Genomic DNA, 17,162 nt, shown 5'->3' with positions numbered 1-17,162 from the left:
GCTGGCTACCAGCGATGTCTTCGGGTGCTGTTCAACGAGATATCCCTCTTCCGTCGAACCTTGGCCGAGCTTTCAGCCGATGAGCTGGATCGTGAAACCCGTTGTGCGGGCTGGACGATTCGCGACCAGATCGCGCACCTCGCCGACACCGATGAAGTTGCCGCCGACACCGTGCACGGCGGCGACCGCTCATTCGAGCGCGTTGTGCCGGCCTTCCGTAGTGCCGAGGCATTCACCGCGGCGGGGTGTGAACGCGCCTCGGACCTGCATTTGCTGCAGCTGCGCTGCTGGTCTCACGAGGCTTCGGACAGCTGCTGGACCGCCTTGTCCGCCTGCTCCGGGAGCGAGCGTATGCGATGGGGATTCGGAATGAGTGCCGAACACTTGGTCATGGGACGGACGATGGAGTACTGGGCCCACCACGGCGACATTCGCGCCGCTCTCGACCGTGAGGCTCGATACTCGGCCGAGGGAGCCGCATGCGTAACGGAGCTGTCACTGCAATCGGTGCGCTACGCGATGGCCAAGGCGCGAGTCGGATACGACAGCCGTGCACGAATCCGGTTGACGCTGGTTGACGACAAGACAGGGGACATCCGCAGTTTCGGCGACACCGCCGCCGAGGAGGAAATCCGCGGCTGCCTTCAGAGTTGGGCGTTGCTCGCTGTTGGTCGGCGAAACCCCGACCTCGAGAAATCGTTCGACGTCGAGGGCCCCAACGCCCGCCTGCTGCTCGAACACGCCCGCGCATACCTGTAGCCCGGGACCATCCGTCGAGGAAAGAGACTGGCAATGTCATCGGAAATTCGCGGCGCCTATGCCGCCAACGGTGCAACCGAGGTCCCGCCGCGGTTGGAACAGGCTCGGGCACAAGCGTTCCGGCGATTCGGGATCGACCTTCTGGAGCATCGGTTCGACACAGATTCGCCGCTGATCCCGTTCCGACTGAGCTCGACCGAAACGTTCCAGTGCCTGAACCTGTTTCGAGATAACGACGATCTCAGATCGTTCGCGACCGGGGAGCAGATTCGGCAAGCTTTGCACGCAGTGGCCGGCGAATCGCGCTGGCGATTGTGGCAGGACCGCATGATCCTGCAGGACAAGCACGTCGGCGGACGAACCTCCTGGCACCAGGACGGTGCCTACGCGCCGTACGAATTCGACCGGCATATCTGCTCACTATGGGTGAACCTCAACGACAGCGACGACGAACCGTTACTGTTCGTGGTCCCCGGATCGCACCGGTGGGGCAGACAGGACGCGGTACTGCGTGGCTTCGGTGAACGGTCATCAGGAGTTGACCTGCCGACGACGATCGGGGGTCATCGCGTGCAGGCTCAGGCGCGCACGGTGCCCTTCGGAGGTTTTCACGCCCACCATGGCGCAGTCTGGCATGCCCCGAACCTGTTTGACTGCAGCGCCGAGCGAGTCGCTTACGGAATGTATTTCATTGCTGTGGAAGATGTTTCGGAGGAATGGGACGACGACAAAAATCCGCTTGTCATCTGTTGACGATGCAGCACTTGATCGTCGACATCTCCGAAGGATGGGACGAGTCATGAGGATTCGAATCGACAGAACAAAGTGCGAGGGAATCGGGATCTGCGGATTCTTCGCTCCGACGGTGTTCGAGTTGGACGATCGGGGCACTTTGGCACTATTGGCCGAGGACGTACCCGGGGGACTGATCTCCGAAATCGAGCAGGCGGTCGAGGGCTGTCCGACACAAGCGATTTCGATCGGCGACGACGAGCGATGAATCTCGTTCTAGCGCTGAAAGGCCGCAGAAGCCAACCCCGTCTGTGTAGCCCTGCATTCGACGACGGCACGCTGCTCGAGCTCATCCATGCGGCTGCTCACGGTCCAGACCGCGGTCGATTGCGGCCATGGCGAATCGTGGGCCTTCGGGACGCAGCTCGCGAGTGGCTGGGCGACATGCTGGCTGACGGCAGTGCTGAACCCTTGGCCCTGTATTCCGAAGGCTGGGAATCCATCTGGCGGACCGGCGCGCGATTGTCCAACCCTGACATCGGTATGCCGTCGCAGGCTGCGCCGCCAGCTCGTCGCGTCGATCCGGATCTCTTGGGAAAGGTCTACTTCGAAGATGACGTCTCGATCTGACGAAAGAGCCTTGACACACACCGTGTTTCGCGCATACGGCACTGGGGTCGCCAAGCAATCACGCTTCTATGCCCAGCTGGCGGAAGCGGTCTGCAACCACGCGGACGTACTCGATGAGCTCGCTGTATCCGGGAGCCGTGCTACTCCGGCGGCGCTATTCAGTGCCCTTCACTACCTGACACTCACCGGTGTGCAGCACCCGCTTGCGGCGTGCTTTCGCTCAGCCTCCCAGACGAATCCCGACAGTACAGTCCTCGCAGCTTCGTTCAAATCGTTCATGAAGACACATGCCGCTCAGATCGCCGAAATTCTCCGCGTCAGGAGATTTCAGGCCAACGAGTTGAACCGGTGCTCAGTACTTGCGCCGGCCATGCGCGTCGCACAGGTTGTGAGCGGCTCGGCCCTTGGTCTGCTCGACATCGGAGCCGGTTCGGGCCTGAATCTTCTTTTCGACTCCTATGTCGTGCACTACTCCTCGGAGTGGTGCGGTGCGAGTCTGGGCGACATCGACTCATCGGTGCGGATCGACTGCGAGTTGAAAGACGAGACGATACTGCCCCGATTGCCAGCACCGACGGTCTCCGTACGCGTCGGCCTCGATCTGAACAGGACCTACCTCGATGACGCCGATGATCTTCGATGGCTGTATGCCTGCCTGCCGCCAGACCGTCCAGATCAGGCGCGACAATTCGCCGCCGCGATCGAGGTGGCCCGGGCACGCCATAGCGGCGTAGTGGAAGCTACCTCCGGTGCCTTGCCAGTGATGATTCGGAATCTCCCGACCGAGGTGACACCTGTCGTCGTTGGCACCCGTGCTCCAGAGCAGTCGTCGAACAGCCGAGACCTTGACCTCATAGGGCCTCTCGAGGAGGCTGGTCGCCATCGGCGGGTGTTGTGGCTCAGTGCCGAGAGGTTGCGATCAACGAGAGGCACTGGCCTGAGCTGGAACCTTGTCGAGTTTATCGGCCACTCGATGAATTCGACTACTTTGGCTGACTCGGATGATCTGGGTACTTGGCTCAAATGGATGTATCAGCCTGGGAGCTGGTGATTGGACCGCTTGTGCGTCGCTGGGGGCTATTGATGTGGTCCGGTGACCGGGGGTGAAGAACGTGCGGCCCGCTAGGCGCGAGATGTAGCGCGTTCTGCTTTCGCGATACCTGATCACCTCGCGATGTGAACCGTTGTTATATCCGTCACTTGCGCGTCTGTGTATTGCGCGGTCGACTGATAGGGCTGCCCTCCGCATCGGTATCTCGATCACTTGTCGTAATCACCCCTGGATGGTCCGTCACAATCGTTTCCTGCTGATGTCCATGTGCTATCTATGTCGGAACCATCGTGGGACCAGGGTAATTCGGATGAGGGTCGTTTCGGCGGCTCGATCAGTGCCTTTGAGGTAGCTATGGAAATGTGTCACATTCGTGTTACATTCACTGAGCCGCTGTTGGAGATGAATTATCGCGACGATCGTGAAACTGCAGAGCGGTTCGCACTGTCGGTTCGGGCGACCGGGGCTATTGTCTCGATCGAGCAGGACGACGGTGAGGATTTGCGGCCAATTCCTTGTCGGTCGCTGTGGTGTGAAGGTTCTCCTGGCCATGTAGAGAGGTCAGACAAACGTATCTCATGACTATGGTCGGTATCTAAATAGCATTGTTCGACGATGCGGGCAAGACCCCTAAGGGTAGTCACTCCTCGTAGGTAGATGCAAAGAGTTTCGTGGCTCCAGCCCTTAGGTGATTGTTGAACAGCTCGTTTTCTGTTGGACTGTTGGCGATTTTGCTTACCGGCTTATTCTTTCGTCATGGTTAAGACGAAGGGGCAGGGCTCGGCAGGTGCGGGTGGAGCGGTTTTCGTCGGCAGGGAGCGCGAACTTGCCCAGATAACCAGTGCTCTGGCGGGTCGGACTCGACTGATCACTCTGATCGGTGCTGGTGGCATCGGTAAAACTCGCCTGGCAGAGGAAGCGACACAACGCCTGCACCGAGCGCGGCGTACTTCGATCTTCTATGTGCAGTTGGCTCGGCTCCCGAAGGGAGCGGACGAGGCCGCAGTCGAGCAGAGCGTCGCGGCAGCCGTGCTGCGGCACGGGTTTATCGGGGAGTCGGCTTGGGCCTCCGTACTCGACGCCTTGAGCGCTGCGGATACCGGCGGTCGAGGCGCGCATACGGTCCTGGTACTGGACAATTGTGAGCATCTTCTTTCAGCTGCGGGAGCAATCGTTGCCGAGTTGCTCGAGGCGGTACCAGGACTGTCGATCCTGGCAACCAGCCGCGAGCCGATCGGATGGATCGATGAGCAGCTAGTGGTGGTGCCGCCGTTGAGCAGCACACAGTCTCAGAAGCTGTTCCAGCAATGTTCGGCCGCGATCGGGTATCCGATCATCGCACCCGAGCAGGTTATGGTCGTCACACAGATCTGCCAGCACCTCCACGGCCACCCGCTGTACATCCGGCTGGCCGCTGCGCGAATGTTCTACGAGCCCTTGTCGGCAATACTGCAGCAGCTCAGCGGTGGTACCGATGATATGCGGATGAGTTGGGAACACGGTTTGCGCGCTGGTGCCGAACCACGCCATCGCACCATCAGCGATGTGATTGGATGGTCATACGGGCTGTGTTCGGCAGAGGAGCAATTGCTGTTCGAGCGGCTGTCGGTCTTCGCGTCCGGATTCGACGTTAACGTCGATGACGAGGACAGCACCGGCAACGCCAGTGGGACCGACCTTGAAGCCATCGAGATGATTTGCGCTGATGACGTTGAATTCGACGGCTGCACGCCCGGCGACGGTGTGGAGGGGCGGCTCGCGCGTGAGCAGATCCACGCGCTGCTGGATCGACTCGTCGAGAAGTCGCTGGTATCAGTCGAATTCACCCACACGTCGGTACGGTACTCGCTGGTCGAGAGCCTACGGTTGTTCGCTCAGCAGCGACTTGCCGAACGCGCGGGCGCCGAGCCCGACCGCTTGGCGCGGCGTCATCGGCGCTACTACCGCGACAAGATCGTCTATGCCGAGGCACATTGGTTCAGCGCGGAGGAGAAGAGACTACTGGATTGGGCGGGCGGCGCCTGGCCGAACATGATGATCGCGATTCGGAGCAGTCTTTCCGTACCGCAGGAGGCGTTGATCGGTCTGCAGATCTGCATGGGCCTGGTGGCGGCGCGTGTGCCGTTCTTTCACGGTTCACTCACCGACGTTCGGCGACTGATCGAGCAGTCGCTCACCGTAATTGAGGAGATCACGCCACCGCCAATCAAGCTGCGCCTTGGCGCGATGGCGCAGGTGGCGTGGCTGTCGATGTGTGCGGGTCGGCACGAGCAGTCGGCGCAATACGTGCAGCGCTGTGGTGCAGAGTTCTTTAGGGACACCGCGCTGCTCTCACGATGGCTGGAGCAGCCCCAGATCGATGTTGGCCTGCCGGCGGGGATCGATTACATCTCGGGCGCCCATCTGATGTGCGTTTGTGCCGATCCGCGATCGCTACCGATACTGGCACGTGCCCGGCAGAAGTACCGTGATGCCAACGATCTTGGGGGAGAAGCGATGAGCGAAATGCTCGAGGCATTTGCGGCCGGGCTCTTCGGCACGGCCCAACAGGCATATGAGATAAGCCGACGCCACCTCGAACGGGCTGAAGCCTTCGCCGCTGGATGGGCGCTGTCCTGGGCCAGGATGATGGTTGCGATTGCGGCGACGAGAAATGGCCGCGTCGACGAGGCACTGCAGATGCTCCGGATGGCACTGGAGTATCAGCTCAGTGTGGGAGATCAGTGGGGGAGTGCATGGGGGGTTCACTTCCGCATATGGGCGCTGGCCCGTCGGATCAACGACCTTGCGGTCAAAGGCGACAACGCTCGGGACGAGCGCTTAGCTCTTGCCACCGAGATTGCCCGCCTCGATGGTGGTATCGATGTCCATTTCGCGCGGATCGGCGTCGATGCGGCGAAACTCGTGCCGATAGGAGCGGAAACCAAACGGGCAGTCGAGGTGGCGCGCGGCGTGCTCGGTCCAGGCCCCTATGCGATTGCCCATGAACAAGGATCGAGGTTGGAACCGCGCAATCAGGAGGTGCAACGGCTCGCGCTGGGCACGCTGTCGTTCAACAAGATGTCGATGGACCACCCAGCGCGACGAGACACCCCCTCGAATTGGCATGTGCTGACCGAGGCGGAACAGGAGGTTGCCCTGCTCGCCGCCGCCGGTTGGCCCAACAGCTCCATCGGTGCGCGCCGCGGGACATCAACCAAGACCGTCGATGCTCAAATGTCGTCAATCTTCCAAAAACTGACAATCTCCACCCGTGGTGACATCATCCGCTTCGTACCCGAGGATCGGCGGGCAGGCGTCTCCGCCGAGCGTGCGCGTCGACCAAAGCGCACTGGGAGCGCGCGGACGAAGTGATAAGAGGACGAGGATGCGAGCCAACGCAAACTAGATAACGGATACGGTGATCTTCGGACTCCGTCGAACGGGGTTGTCACCCAGTGCCGCAACGCCTTCAACCAAACCGATCGTCTGGGGCGACGGATGAGGTTGAGTCACCCAGCCGATGAGTTCGGGTCGTTGGTGACAAATTTCATCTGCGGTTGACGCTGACGGTGGTGCGGTCGCTACGCGAGCCGCCAGGCCAGTGACCGAGGACGAGCCGACCCACCTCTGACTATCTCGAAACAGAGTGCGCGCTCATAGCCGAGTTCAGTGACTTCGGTGGCCGTGGGGTGCCTACCAACTGGGTGTTACTGGTTCGGCGTTAGCACTGTGTAGTCCAGACCGTATAGTTCCGCCGCGGTGTCCGATCCTAAGGTCCAGTTGTCCGAGGGCGGCCAATACCGCCGCGCCGCCGAGGTGATCTCGAAACCGAAGACATCCTCGGCCAACGCAATAGCCCGCCCGATACAGGTCGGGCCAGGGATCAACGGAGCCAACAGGTCGTATCCCAACTCGCCGGTGAGTACCTGTCGGGTATAGAAGGGCACCCGGGCCGCCAGTACTTCCATCAGCACACCGCCCGGCAACACCGGCGGGTCGGCCACGTCGGTAACCCGTCGTTCAGGAAGACGTTTGCGATCTATGGTCGGTTGAACGTTCGAGAGGGGTTGCGAAAGTCAATAATGTGTGCAGGTTGGCAGTGGCTAGGGTCTGCTCCGCGCCGGGCGCCTCAAAGGTGCTGACGGGTTGAAATCCGAGGCGAGTGGCGAGTTTCAGCGAGCGTTGGTTCGCAGTCTGGGTTATGACAAGGACCGGCTGGTCAGGGAGTTCATCGGCGGCGGCGCGAAGCGCTGCTGCGGCGGCCTCGAAGGCGAAGCCTGCACCCCAGGCGGTGCGCCGGAGGAGGTAAGTCAGTTCCAGCTCTTCGCCGTCTTCGATGAGGTGTCCGGGTTGTTCGGCGGACCTGCGATTGAGCATCAGCGTTCCGATGAGAATGTTCGTTACCTTGTCCGCGATCACAAAGACGCCGGGTGCGGCCGTCACATTGACGATGCCGACTGCGTCGAGGTACTGCTCGACAGCGTAGCGAGGCCGCGGACCACCGAGGTATGTCCGCACTTGGGGATCGGTCTGCAACTCGATGAATCCATCGCGGTCGCTGTGGAGTGCCTTGCGCAGTAGAAGGCGTTCGGTGGCGATTTCAGGGACAGATAGTGTGGACAGCTGGCTCACGAGATCGTTCTGGCGGAGGTGGAATCGTTTGTCTGTATCGGTCGTGAATTCGTCTCAGAAATCGCCGTCGTTGGGCGCTGGAGTAGGTGGCGAGTCGTTCTCGGTATGTGAAGGGTGCTGAGTCGCGAAACCTCCGAGCCTGAAAACTACTGATATGAGCGATTGCTCATGGAGGATGTTCGGTTCTGTATTGGCATTCACGGACGGACCGTCGCATAGTGGCGACTATGAATCGATCTCTACTCGTTGCCATCATCGGCGACCGCGATCCAGAATATTCCCCGCACTCGGCCACTGACGCCGCGCTACGGCACACTGCTGCGCACCTAGGCATCGAGGTGGATGTTCGCTGGCTTGCTACCGAACCGCTTGAATCGGACTTGTCCGAGGTCGAGAACGCCGACGTGCTGTGGTGTGCACCCGGCAGCCCGTACCGCAGCTTGGCAGGCGCTGTGGCTGCGCTCCGGTACGGCCGTGAGCACAGGGTGCCAACTCTGGGTACATGCGGTGGCTGCCAGCACATGATCATCGAGTACGCCCGCAATGTGCTCGGCTACGAGGACGCCCAGCACGCTGAGTATGACCCGTATGCCTCGACCTTGTTCGTCTCGGAGCTGGCGTGTTCGTTGGCCGGCAAGACGATGCCCGTGACCCTGATTCCAGATTCTCGAGTGGCTGCGATGTACGGGCGAGGCGAGGTTGAAGAGGAGTACTACTGCAACTTCGGGCTCGACCCGCGGCGACAGGGGGCCCTGCACGACGGTGGCTTCGTGGTCACCGGCGTGGACGGCGACGGTGAGGCCCGGGTGCTGGAGATCCCCGGACATCCGTTTTACGTAGCTACGCTGTTCGTGCCGCAGGCCCGCTCGCGTCCTGAGGCCCCACACCCGCTGGTTGTCGGCCTCCTGCAGGCGGCCCTATGACGTTCACTCAGCTAAAAATTCTGCAGGCGGTCGCGCGAACCGGCAACATGACCCGGGCTGCCGAGGAACTGGCTACCACGCAATCTGCGGTCAGCCACGCTCTGCGTGCGTTGGAGAGCGAGATCGGGATCGCGCTGTTGATCCGAGGTAGCCACGGAGTAAGTCTGACAGCGGCCGGGCGTGCAGTGTGTCGGCGCGCCGCGCTCATTCTTACTCAGGTGGAGGCGTTGGAACAGGAAGTGGCCGCGGCCCGGGAGTACGAACGAGGAAGCCTGCGCGTAGGCGTTATCCCAAGTGCTAATGCCCGACTACTACCGCCGATCTTGCGGCGGTTCGCGGATGCGCATTCGGCGGTGCGGCTCACGGTGATAGAGGGCTCCGACGACGAGGTGCTGGAGTGGCTCGTGACCGGGGCAGCCGACATCGCCATCTTTTCAGCAGGGGGCGCCGACACTACAGGGTTCTCGAGACGGCGGGGTGCCGGGGACGAGGTCCCTGGCGGATTGGTGACGCGACCGCTCGCCACCGACCGTATGCTGGCTGTCCTGCCAGGCGGTCACCAGCTGAGCCGCTGCCATTCAGTGCCGATAATCGATCTCGCCGGATACCCCTTCATCATGTCCACTGGCGGGTGTGAGCCCCTGATCACGGCACTCGCGCGGGCAGCGGGTGTGAGCCTGAAGTGCCACTATCGGGTACGTGACATCAACAGCATTCTTGCCATGGTTGCCGAGGGGCTCGGCGTAAGTATCGTGCCCGAATTGTCGCTGCCCGCTCATCGTGTGGGCGTGCATGCGATCCCATTGGACCCAGTTGCCGAGCGGACCATCCAGTTGGCCTGGCCCGCCGATCCGCTCCCTACGGCCACTGCCTTCGCGGAACTAGCTGTCGCGCTGACACCGCTCGATCACACAAACTTTTGACAAAGTTGCAGCCCGTGCATGCCCCGACTGCGTTGTGAGTCGCGGTTGCCGAATTTTTGGTAGGTAGTTCAGCCGAGTGGTTGGGGTACTTACTGATGCCGTCAACATACCCATGGGCGGAAGGCTGATAAGTATTGGATTCATGGAGGTAGGGTATGCCGAGCGAAAAGATGCTCGCGGTGATCGATGGGTTGTTCAAGCGCAGGCTTGCGCGTCCAGCCATTGCTCCGCCGCTTGAGGTTCTCCGTGCTGGATTCGCACCTGCTGGGGTGATCCACGAGATTCCTGATGATGTTGCGGTGGTAGAGGTTTCGGCAGCGGGCGTGCCGGCGTTCTGGATCGAGGCACCGACCGCGCAGCGCGATCGTGTGTTGTTGTTTGTGCATGGGGGTGGGTTCTCGCTCGGATCGATCCGAAGCCATGGTGAGTTGGCAGCGCGGTTGGGTCGAGTAAGTAGGGCGCGCGTATTGTTTCCGGAATACCGTCTTGCTCCCGAACACCCTTTCCCGGCTGGGCTCGAGGATGTGCAGAGCGCCTGGCACTGGCTGGTCGAGGATCAGAGCGTGCCTCCGGAATCGATTGTGTTGGTCGGTGATTCGGCAGGAGGGAACTTGATCACTGCATTCACGCTCGCGGTTCGAGATAGCGGTGCGGCGCTCCCCGCAGCGACGGTGCTCTTGTCTCCGGTGTTGGATCTGACGGCCTCAGGACGTTCGTTCGTCGAGCGTGAGGGCCAGGATCCGAAGTTCACCGCAATTGCCCTGAGAAGTCTCTACTCAGACTATCTCGCCGGATCGGATCCACTTGATCCGTTGGCATCACCGCTCTTCGCGAACCTGGTCGGCCTACCGCCAGTTCTGATCCAGGTTGGTACGGCCGAACTGTTGCTGAGCGACTCAGAACGCTTCGCAGCCGCCGCGCGGGCAGCAGGCGTAGATGTCACACTTCAGATCGAAGAGGGCCTCCCGCATGTCTACCCGATAATGCGCGACACCCCTGAAGCCGCCGGATCGACCATCGAGATCGCCGAATTTATCAGGAAGCACCTTGCCTAAGACGCGATCTCATCTGGGTTGATTCGGCTTAAGGGGTGCCCGCCCCGGAACTACCAACTCGCTGCGTGATCGAATGCCCGCGACAGCCAGAGCTTCACCCTAGAGTTAGTTCTGCTTGTGTGGCCCGTCTTCGTGCTATCACGATTGCTTCGGTGATCATCTGCCGCGACCATTCGATGTGGATTGTCTTTGAATGAGGTGTGGCATATGCGTTTTATCGGCGGCCGTCGTTTTCTGATTGCTGGGGCGGTTATTGCCTGTGCCCTCGCGCTGGTGGTGATCGGTGGGCACCGTCCAACTGACGAGCGGCGGGTACTGCCGGAGTATGTACCGCTGTGGGCCCTTCCCCCCGATGTCGGTGGCACCGATACTGCCGATCTGGGCCCCGCGCCCGGCGATGCTCCGGTCAGCGGCCGTGTCTACCTGAACGGAAGGGACCCGCGGGGCCTGGCCGCGTACGCCGTGGCCGTATCGGACCCGGGCAATCCGCTGTTTCATCACTACTTGGCTCCTGACGAGGTGCGGGAACGATTCGGTTCGGTTCCCGATGAGGCTGCGGCAGTGGAGAATTGGCTGGCCACGACGGGATTGGCTGTTACCGCGGCGAATGCGCACTATCTGACTGTGCATGGCACTGCGGACCAGGCTGCACGCGCGTTCGGGGCCGCCTGGCACAGCTATCAGGTAGGCACTCGAACCGAGCAGGCGCCCCCTCCCGGCACTCGGCTCACTGTTCCGCAACCGATGGGTGCGGCAGTGCTGACAGTGGCACCAGTGGAGACCGGCAGACCCGGTGCCCGCGTTGAGACACCCGAGACACCCGAAACCCCTGCCCCCGCAAGTTCTCCGCGACCCCCGTGCTCCCAGTTCTTCGGACAACAGCAGGCGACGGACCTGCCGCAGGTCGCCGGCCGGACCGTCCCGTATGCCGTATGCGGTTACACCCCACAGCAATTGCGCAGCGCCTACGGTGTCCCGTCCGATCTGACCGGCAAGGGGGTGAAGGTTGCTGTGGTAGGTCCTGGGCGGAACACGACCACCGAACAAGACGTGACCACCTTCGCCGACCGGCACGGCCAGCCGCTGCGACTGGGCCAACTCACCCAGGTCATCCCGCCCGAGCTGGATTCCTCCTGTAGCGGTGAGGAATGGCCGTTCGCCGAGGACTACATGGCGATTGAGGCGGTCCACGCGATGGCGCCCGATGCAGACCTCGTATACGTGGGGGCAACCTGTGACGACGACGAGGAGGCGCTGCCGATGCTGGACGCCCTTACCACCGTCACCGATCAGCGCCTGGCCAGCATCGTGAGCGGCCGCACCGTCCGGCACTATGACCCCGACCCCTCACCAGGCCTGATCGCCGCCTACCAGCAGATCTTCCAGCAAGGCGCGGTCGAGGGCATCGGGTTCTACAACGGCACCGCGGATTTCGGTGATGGTTCGAACTGCCAGATGAACGGAGCCTGCAAGCCACGCCACACCAAGCCGGCGATCAGCTACCCCGGCGGCGACCCATGGGTGACGGCCGTCGGCGGCACCAGTTTGGCCATCGGAGAGAAAAATGAATACCAGTGGGAGACAGGGTGGGGCGACCAGTTGGCCGGCCTCACCAACGACCACATGAGCTGGCAACTCCCCGGCCAGTTTGCCTTCGGCGCGGGAGGCGGCACCAGTGATGTCATCGAACAACCGCCGTACCAGATCGGAGTGGTGCCCACTCAGCTCAGCCACGCACACGGCAGCACAGCCCCGATGCGAGTCGTCCCCGACGTCGCCGCCGATGCCGATGCCACCACCGGCGTGCTGGTCGGGTTGACCGTTCCCCCCGGAGAGCCACTATCGCCTGGCTACCACGAATTCGGCACCGGCGGAACCAGTGTCTCCACACCGGAATTCGCCGGTTTGCAGGCCGACGCCGAACAAGCTGCGGGTAACGACCCCATCGGATTCGCCAACCCGGCCCTCTATGCCCGCTCCGGCTCCCCGGACTTCCACGATGTCACCGACCACCCCCTCGGTCCCGCCGTCCCGCTCGGTACCGCAGGCCCAACGACCAATGATTATCCTGCTCTGCCCGACGAACCATTCCTGGCATCCTTCGGTTTCGACCAAAGTCTCCATGCCACACCCGGCTACGACAACGTAACCGGCGTCGGAACTCCCACCGCCGGTTACTTCGCGTCCTTCCGCAAACAGCCTGCGAGATAGCTGTGCTCGGCAGTTCGACTCCCGTTGCGGGCAATCGGACGACTCGTCAAACCCGTGGGTGAATGCAGGCTGGAGAGATTTGTGATCTTGACCCGATGCTGAGTTCTCTCACGAGGTGTAGAACACAGCCATGGATGTCACTTTGGAGAGGGTATCGGACGTTGTCACGGAGCGCTTCTTCACAGTCGGCGATGTCCGGGGTGTGGTCTGGTCTCCGACAGGAGCGAAAGGCCCAAGACCATTAATTCTGCTCGGTCATGGCGGTGGCCAGCACAAGAGTTCCGAAGCGGTGGTAGCCCGCGCCCATCACTACGTCACGAACGGCGGCTTTATGGTTGCGGCGATCGACGCTCCCGGCCACGGCGCCCGCTCGCAGACTGGCCGTGGTCAGCAACTACTCGCAGCGATCAGGGATAAGGTTTCTGTGGACAAGCCCACGGCCAGCGATTTGCGACGCTACAACGCCGAGCTGGCCGCACGGGCTATCCCCGATTGGCAGGCCACGTTGGACGCGTTGCTGGCTGCCGGGGAGACAACAGGACCGGTCGGCTACTGGGGTGTGTCGTTGGGAGCAGCCCTAGGTATCCGGCTGCTTGTTGCCGAGCCCCGTATCACCGCGGCCGTTCTCGGTTTGGCTCAGGGAAGTGCCCTACTCGCGCTCGCAGAATCGATCACGATTCCCATCGAATTCCTGCTCCAGTGGGACGATGAATTCGTCTCTCGCGAGAGGGGTTTGGCACTGTTCGACGCTTTTGCATCCGTGGAGAAGACCCTGCACGCAAATACCGGCCGCCACAACGAGATGCCATCCTTCGAGATGGAAGGTTCGCAGCGCTTCTTTTCCCGCCACCTTCTCGTTGGTTCGGAGTCCGCGCAGTAACCATCCGAGAGCAGCCAGCTAGCGACAAACCGACCGGGGGAGCCGTGTTATCACTCTGCCTGCCGTTGTTCCGGGATGGTTGTCAGAAGCTGGAGGGCGTTCTTGAGTTGCTGGGTGGCAGCGCTTCCCAGCGGTTGAAGGAATCGCCGCTCGGCATCGAGGGCCGTCGGCGCGGCCGCGGTCAGAACGTGGTGTCCGGCTTCGGTTATCGCCAGGACGTTCTTACGGCGATCATGCGGGTGGGTTCGGCGCTGGACGAGTTCTTTTCGTTCGAGACTGTCCAGCAGGGCCACCATCGTGGTGCGGTCAATGCCCAGTTGCGCGGCGGCGTCTTGCTGGGAGAGCCAGGTGTCCGCAGCGATGCGGCGTAGCACCGCCAGTTCGCGACGGTCGATGCCGTGGTGTGCCAGTGCGGCACTGACGAAGCCGTCGAAACTGCGATAGGCGTGTTTGAGCAGCGTGCCGAGCTGAGGCTCCTCGGTGTCCGTGGACGTTTCGGAGGGTTCGTCATGGTTTGCGCGCAGTCTTGACACCAGCTCAGCTTACGCCAACACTGATAATCAGCTAACTGACGATCAGTGTCATGATGATATGGATGGTGCGAGATGGAATACACGCGGTTGGGGCGGACCGGGTTGTCGGTGTCGCGATTGTGTCTGGGCACGATGAACTTCGGTCCGCGCACCGACGAGCCCGACAGTCACCGGATCATGGACCATGCGCTCGATCACGGGGTGAATCTGTTCGACACGGCCAACTCCTATGGCCGTGAACGCACCGGGCGGGGTCGTGACGAGCTGGCCGGCAAGGGGCGGACGGAGCAGATCATTGGCCGCTGGTTCGCTCGGGGCGGCGGGCGGCGCGAGAAGGTCGTGTTGGCGACCAAGGTGTGGTCGGCGACCAGCACTTGGCCCAACGACGGCGGCTTGTCGGCGCGGCATCTCATTACCGCGTGCGAGGATTCGCTGCGGCGGTTGAGCACCGACTGGATCGATCTTTACCAGATGCACCACGTCGACCGGAACACGCCGTGGGAGGAGATCTGGCAGGCGATGCAGATCCTGGTCTCGTCTGGGAAAGTGCGATACGTAGGGTCGGCGAACTTCGCCGGCTGGCATCTGGCCGCCGCCAACGAATCCGCGGCCCGGCGTAATTTCCTTGGGCTGGTCAGCGAGCAATGCTTGTACAACCTATTGACCCGCCACGTCGAACTCGAGGTGCTGCCCGCGGCCCGCCAGTACGGGATCGGTGTCCTGGTGTGGTCACCTCTGGCCGGCGGGGTGCTCGCCGGTGCCGGGCTGGACCGGCTCGCCGACCCGGTCACCGGCCACGCGACCCAGCTCCGCGCGGGAGTCACCGCACAAGTCCGCGCAAACGACTACTTACCGCAGTACCGCGCGGCCGTCGAACACTACGAGCGGTTGGCCGCCGAACTCGGCGCGACACCCGCACAGCTGGGGCTGGGCTGGCTGCTGGCTCAGCCTGCCGTCACTGCGCCGATTGTCGGTCCGCGTAGCACTGATCAACTCGATGACGCGCTAGGTGCACTAGATGTCGAGTTGACCGCAGAGACCCACACCCGACTCGATGAGTTGTTCCCTCCCGTCGGCAACGGCGGCCCCGCCCCCGAGGCCTGGGCGTGGTGACACCGAGTCCGTAATTGATTGTGTCACAGTAAAATAAGCGGCTCCTGTCGGATCAACGCCCCAGCATGGCGTCGACATCCCAGCATCGAACGGTGGCGGTGGCCCTGGACGATATGCGCGCGGATCGCGCTACGATTCGGGTGGGTCGATACTCGCCACACTGCCCGGAAGATGTTGTGCGGGCTTGCTTCCGAACTCCCCGTAAGAACTGCTGGACGCTGGCCGAGGCCGCGGGCGACCGAACACCCAACGCCACGCAACACGTCCTGACGCAGACGATATGGGACGAGGACGCTGTGCGACGACCTGCTCGACTACGCCGTCGAGCATCTTGGCAGCTCCGACGCGATCCTGGTGGTGGACGAGACCGGCGACATCAAGAAGGGCGCGACACCCGTTGGAGTGCAACTCCAATACACCGGTACCGCCGCCGGACGTATCGAGAACTCGCACGTTACGGTCTATCTCGATATCTACAGCGACTTCGTTCCATCACGACAAGGTGCACTTTCCCTCGTGGTATTGCCTGACATGGTCACTTTCCTGCTGTGACCTGCGAGACTCTTCGAGAAGAGGCGGTGGGGTCTGCCAAGGAGCGCCGAACTCTCTGCTCACGCCCACCGCCAAGATTCATCATGCCGCGGTCGGTAAGCATCATCCATCGGTGAGTATCCCGAGGAAGAGTGGCATGGTGCGGCGATCCACCGCATCCATCGTGCGCTGAGTACCAGCTGACCGAGCTCGGTTACGAGACTTGCAACCGCAGAACGTCATTCCGCGCCGGATGCCCGCCCACGACGTCACTGGCTCTATCCGGAACACGGGGAATTGGCTCTGGGTCAGAAGTCCAGCAAGGGCCGGGCATAGACGCCGGGATAGCCCGGCTCGGCACTACCTTTTGCCCACGAACAGAGTCCGACGATCTGACCGTCGACGAGAAGTGGTCCGCCGCTGTCGAACTCAGCGGTGTCGGCAACGGGTGAACCTGCGCAGAGGGCTTCAGCAGGGTTGTATTCGGCTCCGTAGGCGGCAGTGCAAGCCGAGTCGGGATTCAGTGGCACTGTGGCAGAACGCAATATCTTGTTGGAGTCGTCATTCTCGGAGGTCGCACCCCAACCGACGACCGTGGCTGAATCACCGTGTGGTGCGCCAATTGTCGCGGTTGGCAACGAGAGCGGATACGACAACGTCAGGAGCGCGACGTCGTCGTGGTTCGCCATATCGGCACCGAACTGTGTGAAATGGAAGCCGGGATGGATCCGAACGCTCTTGACACCCACCATGGTACCGGCCTCGCCATCGAGATCCGTGCGGCCAAACGTGACGGTCACCGTTGGCAGTATTGCCTGTACGACCGCGCCGCAGTGTCCGGCCGTAAGCAGTTGGTCCGGTGCGATGAGCTCGCCCGCACAGAACTGACCGCCTGGTCGGAGCGGGAAAATGGAGGTACTAATCGCACCCAGCCACGGATATTGTGTAGCACTGGTGGGGCTACCTCCGACAACGGCTTGCGCGGGAACCGCAGTGGGAACAACGAATCCGAATAGTGCAGTGGCAAATACTGTGGTGCGCCAGGAGTGAGCGATCATCATCTATCACCTGTCCGATCGAGTTAGTTGACCTTCGGCTGATCCATTGGTCTGACGAGCGGATTCGCCGTCTACAGCACCGACCCGTGACGCGGCCAAGATGCCCACAATCGTCGACATATTTTCACTGTCTCGTGGACGTGCCGCGT

At 61.9% G+C, this 17,162-nt stretch carries 16 protein-coding genes and 1 pseudogene; 13 read left to right on the top strand and 4 right to left on the bottom strand.

The genetic code is table 11. From position 1 onward, the window contains the following. The first annotated feature begins 24 nt into the window (after positions 1–24). The 6 genes from VMT40_RS31600 (at position 25) to VMT40_RS31575 (ending at position 6,526) form a co-directional block, all read left to right on the top strand. Positions 25–759, top strand: coding sequence for a maleylpyruvate isomerase family mycothiol-dependent enzyme (locus VMT40_RS31600; protein WP_326362855.1), 735 nt, complete (start codon positions 25–27; stop codon positions 757–759). A 33-nt stretch (positions 760–792) separates the two neighbouring features. Next, a complete protein-coding gene (locus VMT40_RS31595) occupies positions 793–1,512 on the top strand; it encodes a phytanoyl-CoA dioxygenase family protein (RefSeq protein WP_326362853.1) in 720 nt (239 codons plus the stop codon). 46 nt (positions 1,513–1,558) lie between these two features. Further along, positions 1,559–1,759 carry a ferredoxin gene (locus VMT40_RS31590; protein WP_326362852.1) on the top strand — a complete coding sequence of 67 codons (201 nt, stop codon included), beginning with the start codon at positions 1,559–1,561 and terminating at the stop codon, positions 1,757–1,759. Next, positions 1,756–2,121 (top strand): hypothetical protein, encoded by a 366-nt coding sequence (locus tag VMT40_RS31585; RefSeq protein WP_326362851.1) that lies wholly within the window; start codon positions 1,756–1,758, stop codon positions 2,119–2,121. The genes VMT40_RS31590 and VMT40_RS31585 overlap by 4 nt, the downstream gene beginning before the upstream one ends. A gap of 10 nt (positions 2,122–2,131) precedes the next feature. After that, a complete protein-coding gene (locus tag VMT40_RS31580) occupies positions 2,132–3,172 on the top strand; it encodes a DUF2332 domain-containing protein (protein ID WP_326362850.1) in 1,041 nt (346 codons plus the stop codon). Positions 3,173–3,928: 756 nt separating this feature from the next. Then, complete coding sequence (locus VMT40_RS31575; RefSeq protein ID WP_326362849.1) at positions 3,929–6,526, top strand: helix-turn-helix transcriptional regulator; 2,598 nt, start codon at positions 3,929–3,931, stop codon at positions 6,524–6,526. 335 nt (positions 6,527–6,861) lie between these two features. Here VMT40_RS31575 and VMT40_RS31570 read toward each other — a convergent pair whose 3' ends face one another. Together VMT40_RS31570 and VMT40_RS31565 are read right to left on the bottom strand one after the other, a co-directional pair. Further along, positions 6,862–7,158, bottom strand: a complete 297-nt coding sequence (locus VMT40_RS31570; RefSeq protein ID WP_326362847.1) for a hypothetical protein — start codon at positions 7,156–7,158, stop codon at positions 6,862–6,864. Positions 7,159–7,174: 16 nt separating this feature from the next. Next, positions 7,175–7,786: a GNAT family N-acetyltransferase gene (locus VMT40_RS31565; protein WP_326362845.1), complete on the bottom strand. Its 612-nt coding sequence runs from the start codon at positions 7,784–7,786 to the stop codon at positions 7,175–7,177. A gap of 227 nt (positions 7,787–8,013) precedes the next feature. On the opposite strand from VMT40_RS31565, the gene VMT40_RS31560 reads away from it, so the two are divergent. The 5 genes from VMT40_RS31560 to VMT40_RS31540 all read left to right on the top strand — a co-directional run bounded on the left by VMT40_RS31560 (position 8,014) and on the right by VMT40_RS31540 (position 13,778). After that, complete coding sequence (locus VMT40_RS31560; RefSeq protein ID WP_326362843.1) at positions 8,014–8,709, top strand: CTP synthase C-terminal region-related (seleno)protein; 696 nt, start codon at positions 8,014–8,016, stop codon at positions 8,707–8,709. After that, on the top strand, positions 8,706–9,632 hold the full coding sequence (locus tag VMT40_RS31555) for a LysR family transcriptional regulator (RefSeq protein ID WP_326362841.1): 927 nt from the start codon (positions 8,706–8,708) through the stop codon (positions 9,630–9,632). Before VMT40_RS31560 ends, VMT40_RS31555 begins: the two co-directional genes overlap by 4 nt. 155 nt (positions 9,633–9,787) lie before the next feature. Beyond that, positions 9,788–10,687, top strand: coding sequence for an alpha/beta hydrolase (locus VMT40_RS31550; RefSeq protein WP_326362840.1), 900 nt, complete (start codon positions 9,788–9,790; stop codon positions 10,685–10,687). Positions 10,688–10,894: 207 nt separating this feature from the next. After that, the gene (locus VMT40_RS31545; RefSeq protein WP_326362839.1) at positions 10,895–12,898 is read left to right on the top strand and encodes a S53 family peptidase; all 2,004 of its coding nucleotides are present in this window, start codon (positions 10,895–10,897) and stop codon (positions 12,896–12,898) included. Between the two features lie 130 nt (positions 12,899–13,028). After that, positions 13,029–13,778, top strand: a complete 750-nt coding sequence (locus VMT40_RS31540; protein ID WP_326362838.1) for a dienelactone hydrolase family protein — start codon at positions 13,029–13,031, stop codon at positions 13,776–13,778. Between the two features lie 50 nt (positions 13,779–13,828). Here VMT40_RS31540 and VMT40_RS31535 read toward each other — a convergent pair whose 3' ends face one another. After that, a complete protein-coding gene (locus tag VMT40_RS31535; protein ID WP_326362837.1) occupies positions 13,829–14,311 on the bottom strand; it encodes a MarR family winged helix-turn-helix transcriptional regulator in 483 nt (160 codons plus the stop codon). Positions 14,312–14,383: 72 nt separating this feature from the next. On the opposite strand from VMT40_RS31535, the gene VMT40_RS31530 reads away from it, so the two are divergent. Next, the gene (locus VMT40_RS31530; protein ID WP_326362835.1) at positions 14,384–15,424 is read left to right on the top strand and encodes an aldo/keto reductase; all 1,041 of its coding nucleotides are present in this window, start codon (positions 14,384–14,386) and stop codon (positions 15,422–15,424) included. A gap of 171 nt (positions 15,425–15,595) precedes the next feature. Then, positions 15,596–15,976: pseudogene (locus tag VMT40_RS31525) on the top strand (transposase). Between the two features lie 287 nt (positions 15,977–16,263). Here the strand turns inward: VMT40_RS31525 and VMT40_RS31520 are convergent. Continuing rightward, positions 16,264–17,013, bottom strand: a complete 750-nt coding sequence (locus VMT40_RS31520) for a S1 family peptidase (protein ID WP_326363236.1) — start codon at positions 17,011–17,013, stop codon at positions 16,264–16,266. Positions 17,014–17,162: the final 149 nt, after the last annotated feature.

Origin of the sequence: Nocardia sp. CDC160, assembly GCF_035818795.1 — a bacterium.
In the GTDB taxonomy this organism is placed as follows: domain Bacteria; phylum Actinomycetota; class Actinomycetes; order Mycobacteriales; family Mycobacteriaceae; genus Nocardia.
This window is presented reverse-complemented; position numbering and strand designations above follow the sequence as displayed.

Excerpts from the sequence above, each read along its gene's own strand:
- VMT40_RS31595 (WP_326362853.1), top strand. The coding sequence starts at position 793 with ATGTCATCGGAAATTCGCGGCGCCTATGCCGCCAACGGTGCAACCGAG.
- VMT40_RS31590 (WP_326362852.1), top strand. The coding sequence starts at position 1,559 with ATGAGGATTCGAATCGACAGAACAAAGTGCGAGGGAATCGGGATCTGC.
- VMT40_RS31585 (WP_326362851.1), top strand. The coding sequence starts at position 1,756 with ATGAATCTCGTTCTAGCGCTGAAAGGCCGCAGAAGCCAACCCCGTCTG.
- VMT40_RS31575 (WP_326362849.1), top strand. The coding sequence starts at position 3,929 with ATGGTTAAGACGAAGGGGCAGGGCTCGGCAGGTGCGGGTGGAGCGGTT.
- VMT40_RS31560 (WP_326362843.1), top strand. The coding sequence starts at position 8,014 with ATGAATCGATCTCTACTCGTTGCCATCATCGGCGACCGCGATCCAGAA.
- VMT40_RS31555 (WP_326362841.1), top strand. The coding sequence starts at position 8,706 with ATGACGTTCACTCAGCTAAAAATTCTGCAGGCGGTCGCGCGAACCGGC.
- VMT40_RS31550 (WP_326362840.1), top strand. The coding sequence starts at position 9,788 with ATGCCGAGCGAAAAGATGCTCGCGGTGATCGATGGGTTGTTCAAGCGC.
- VMT40_RS31545 (WP_326362839.1), top strand. The coding sequence starts at position 10,895 with ATGCGTTTTATCGGCGGCCGTCGTTTTCTGATTGCTGGGGCGGTTATT.
- VMT40_RS31540 (WP_326362838.1), top strand. The coding sequence starts at position 13,029 with ATGGATGTCACTTTGGAGAGGGTATCGGACGTTGTCACGGAGCGCTTC.
- VMT40_RS31530 (WP_326362835.1), top strand. The coding sequence starts at position 14,384 with ATGGAATACACGCGGTTGGGGCGGACCGGGTTGTCGGTGTCGCGATTG.
- VMT40_RS31520 (WP_326363236.1), bottom strand. The coding sequence starts at position 17,013 with ATGATCGCTCACTCCTGGCGCACCACAGTATTTGCCACTGCACTATTC.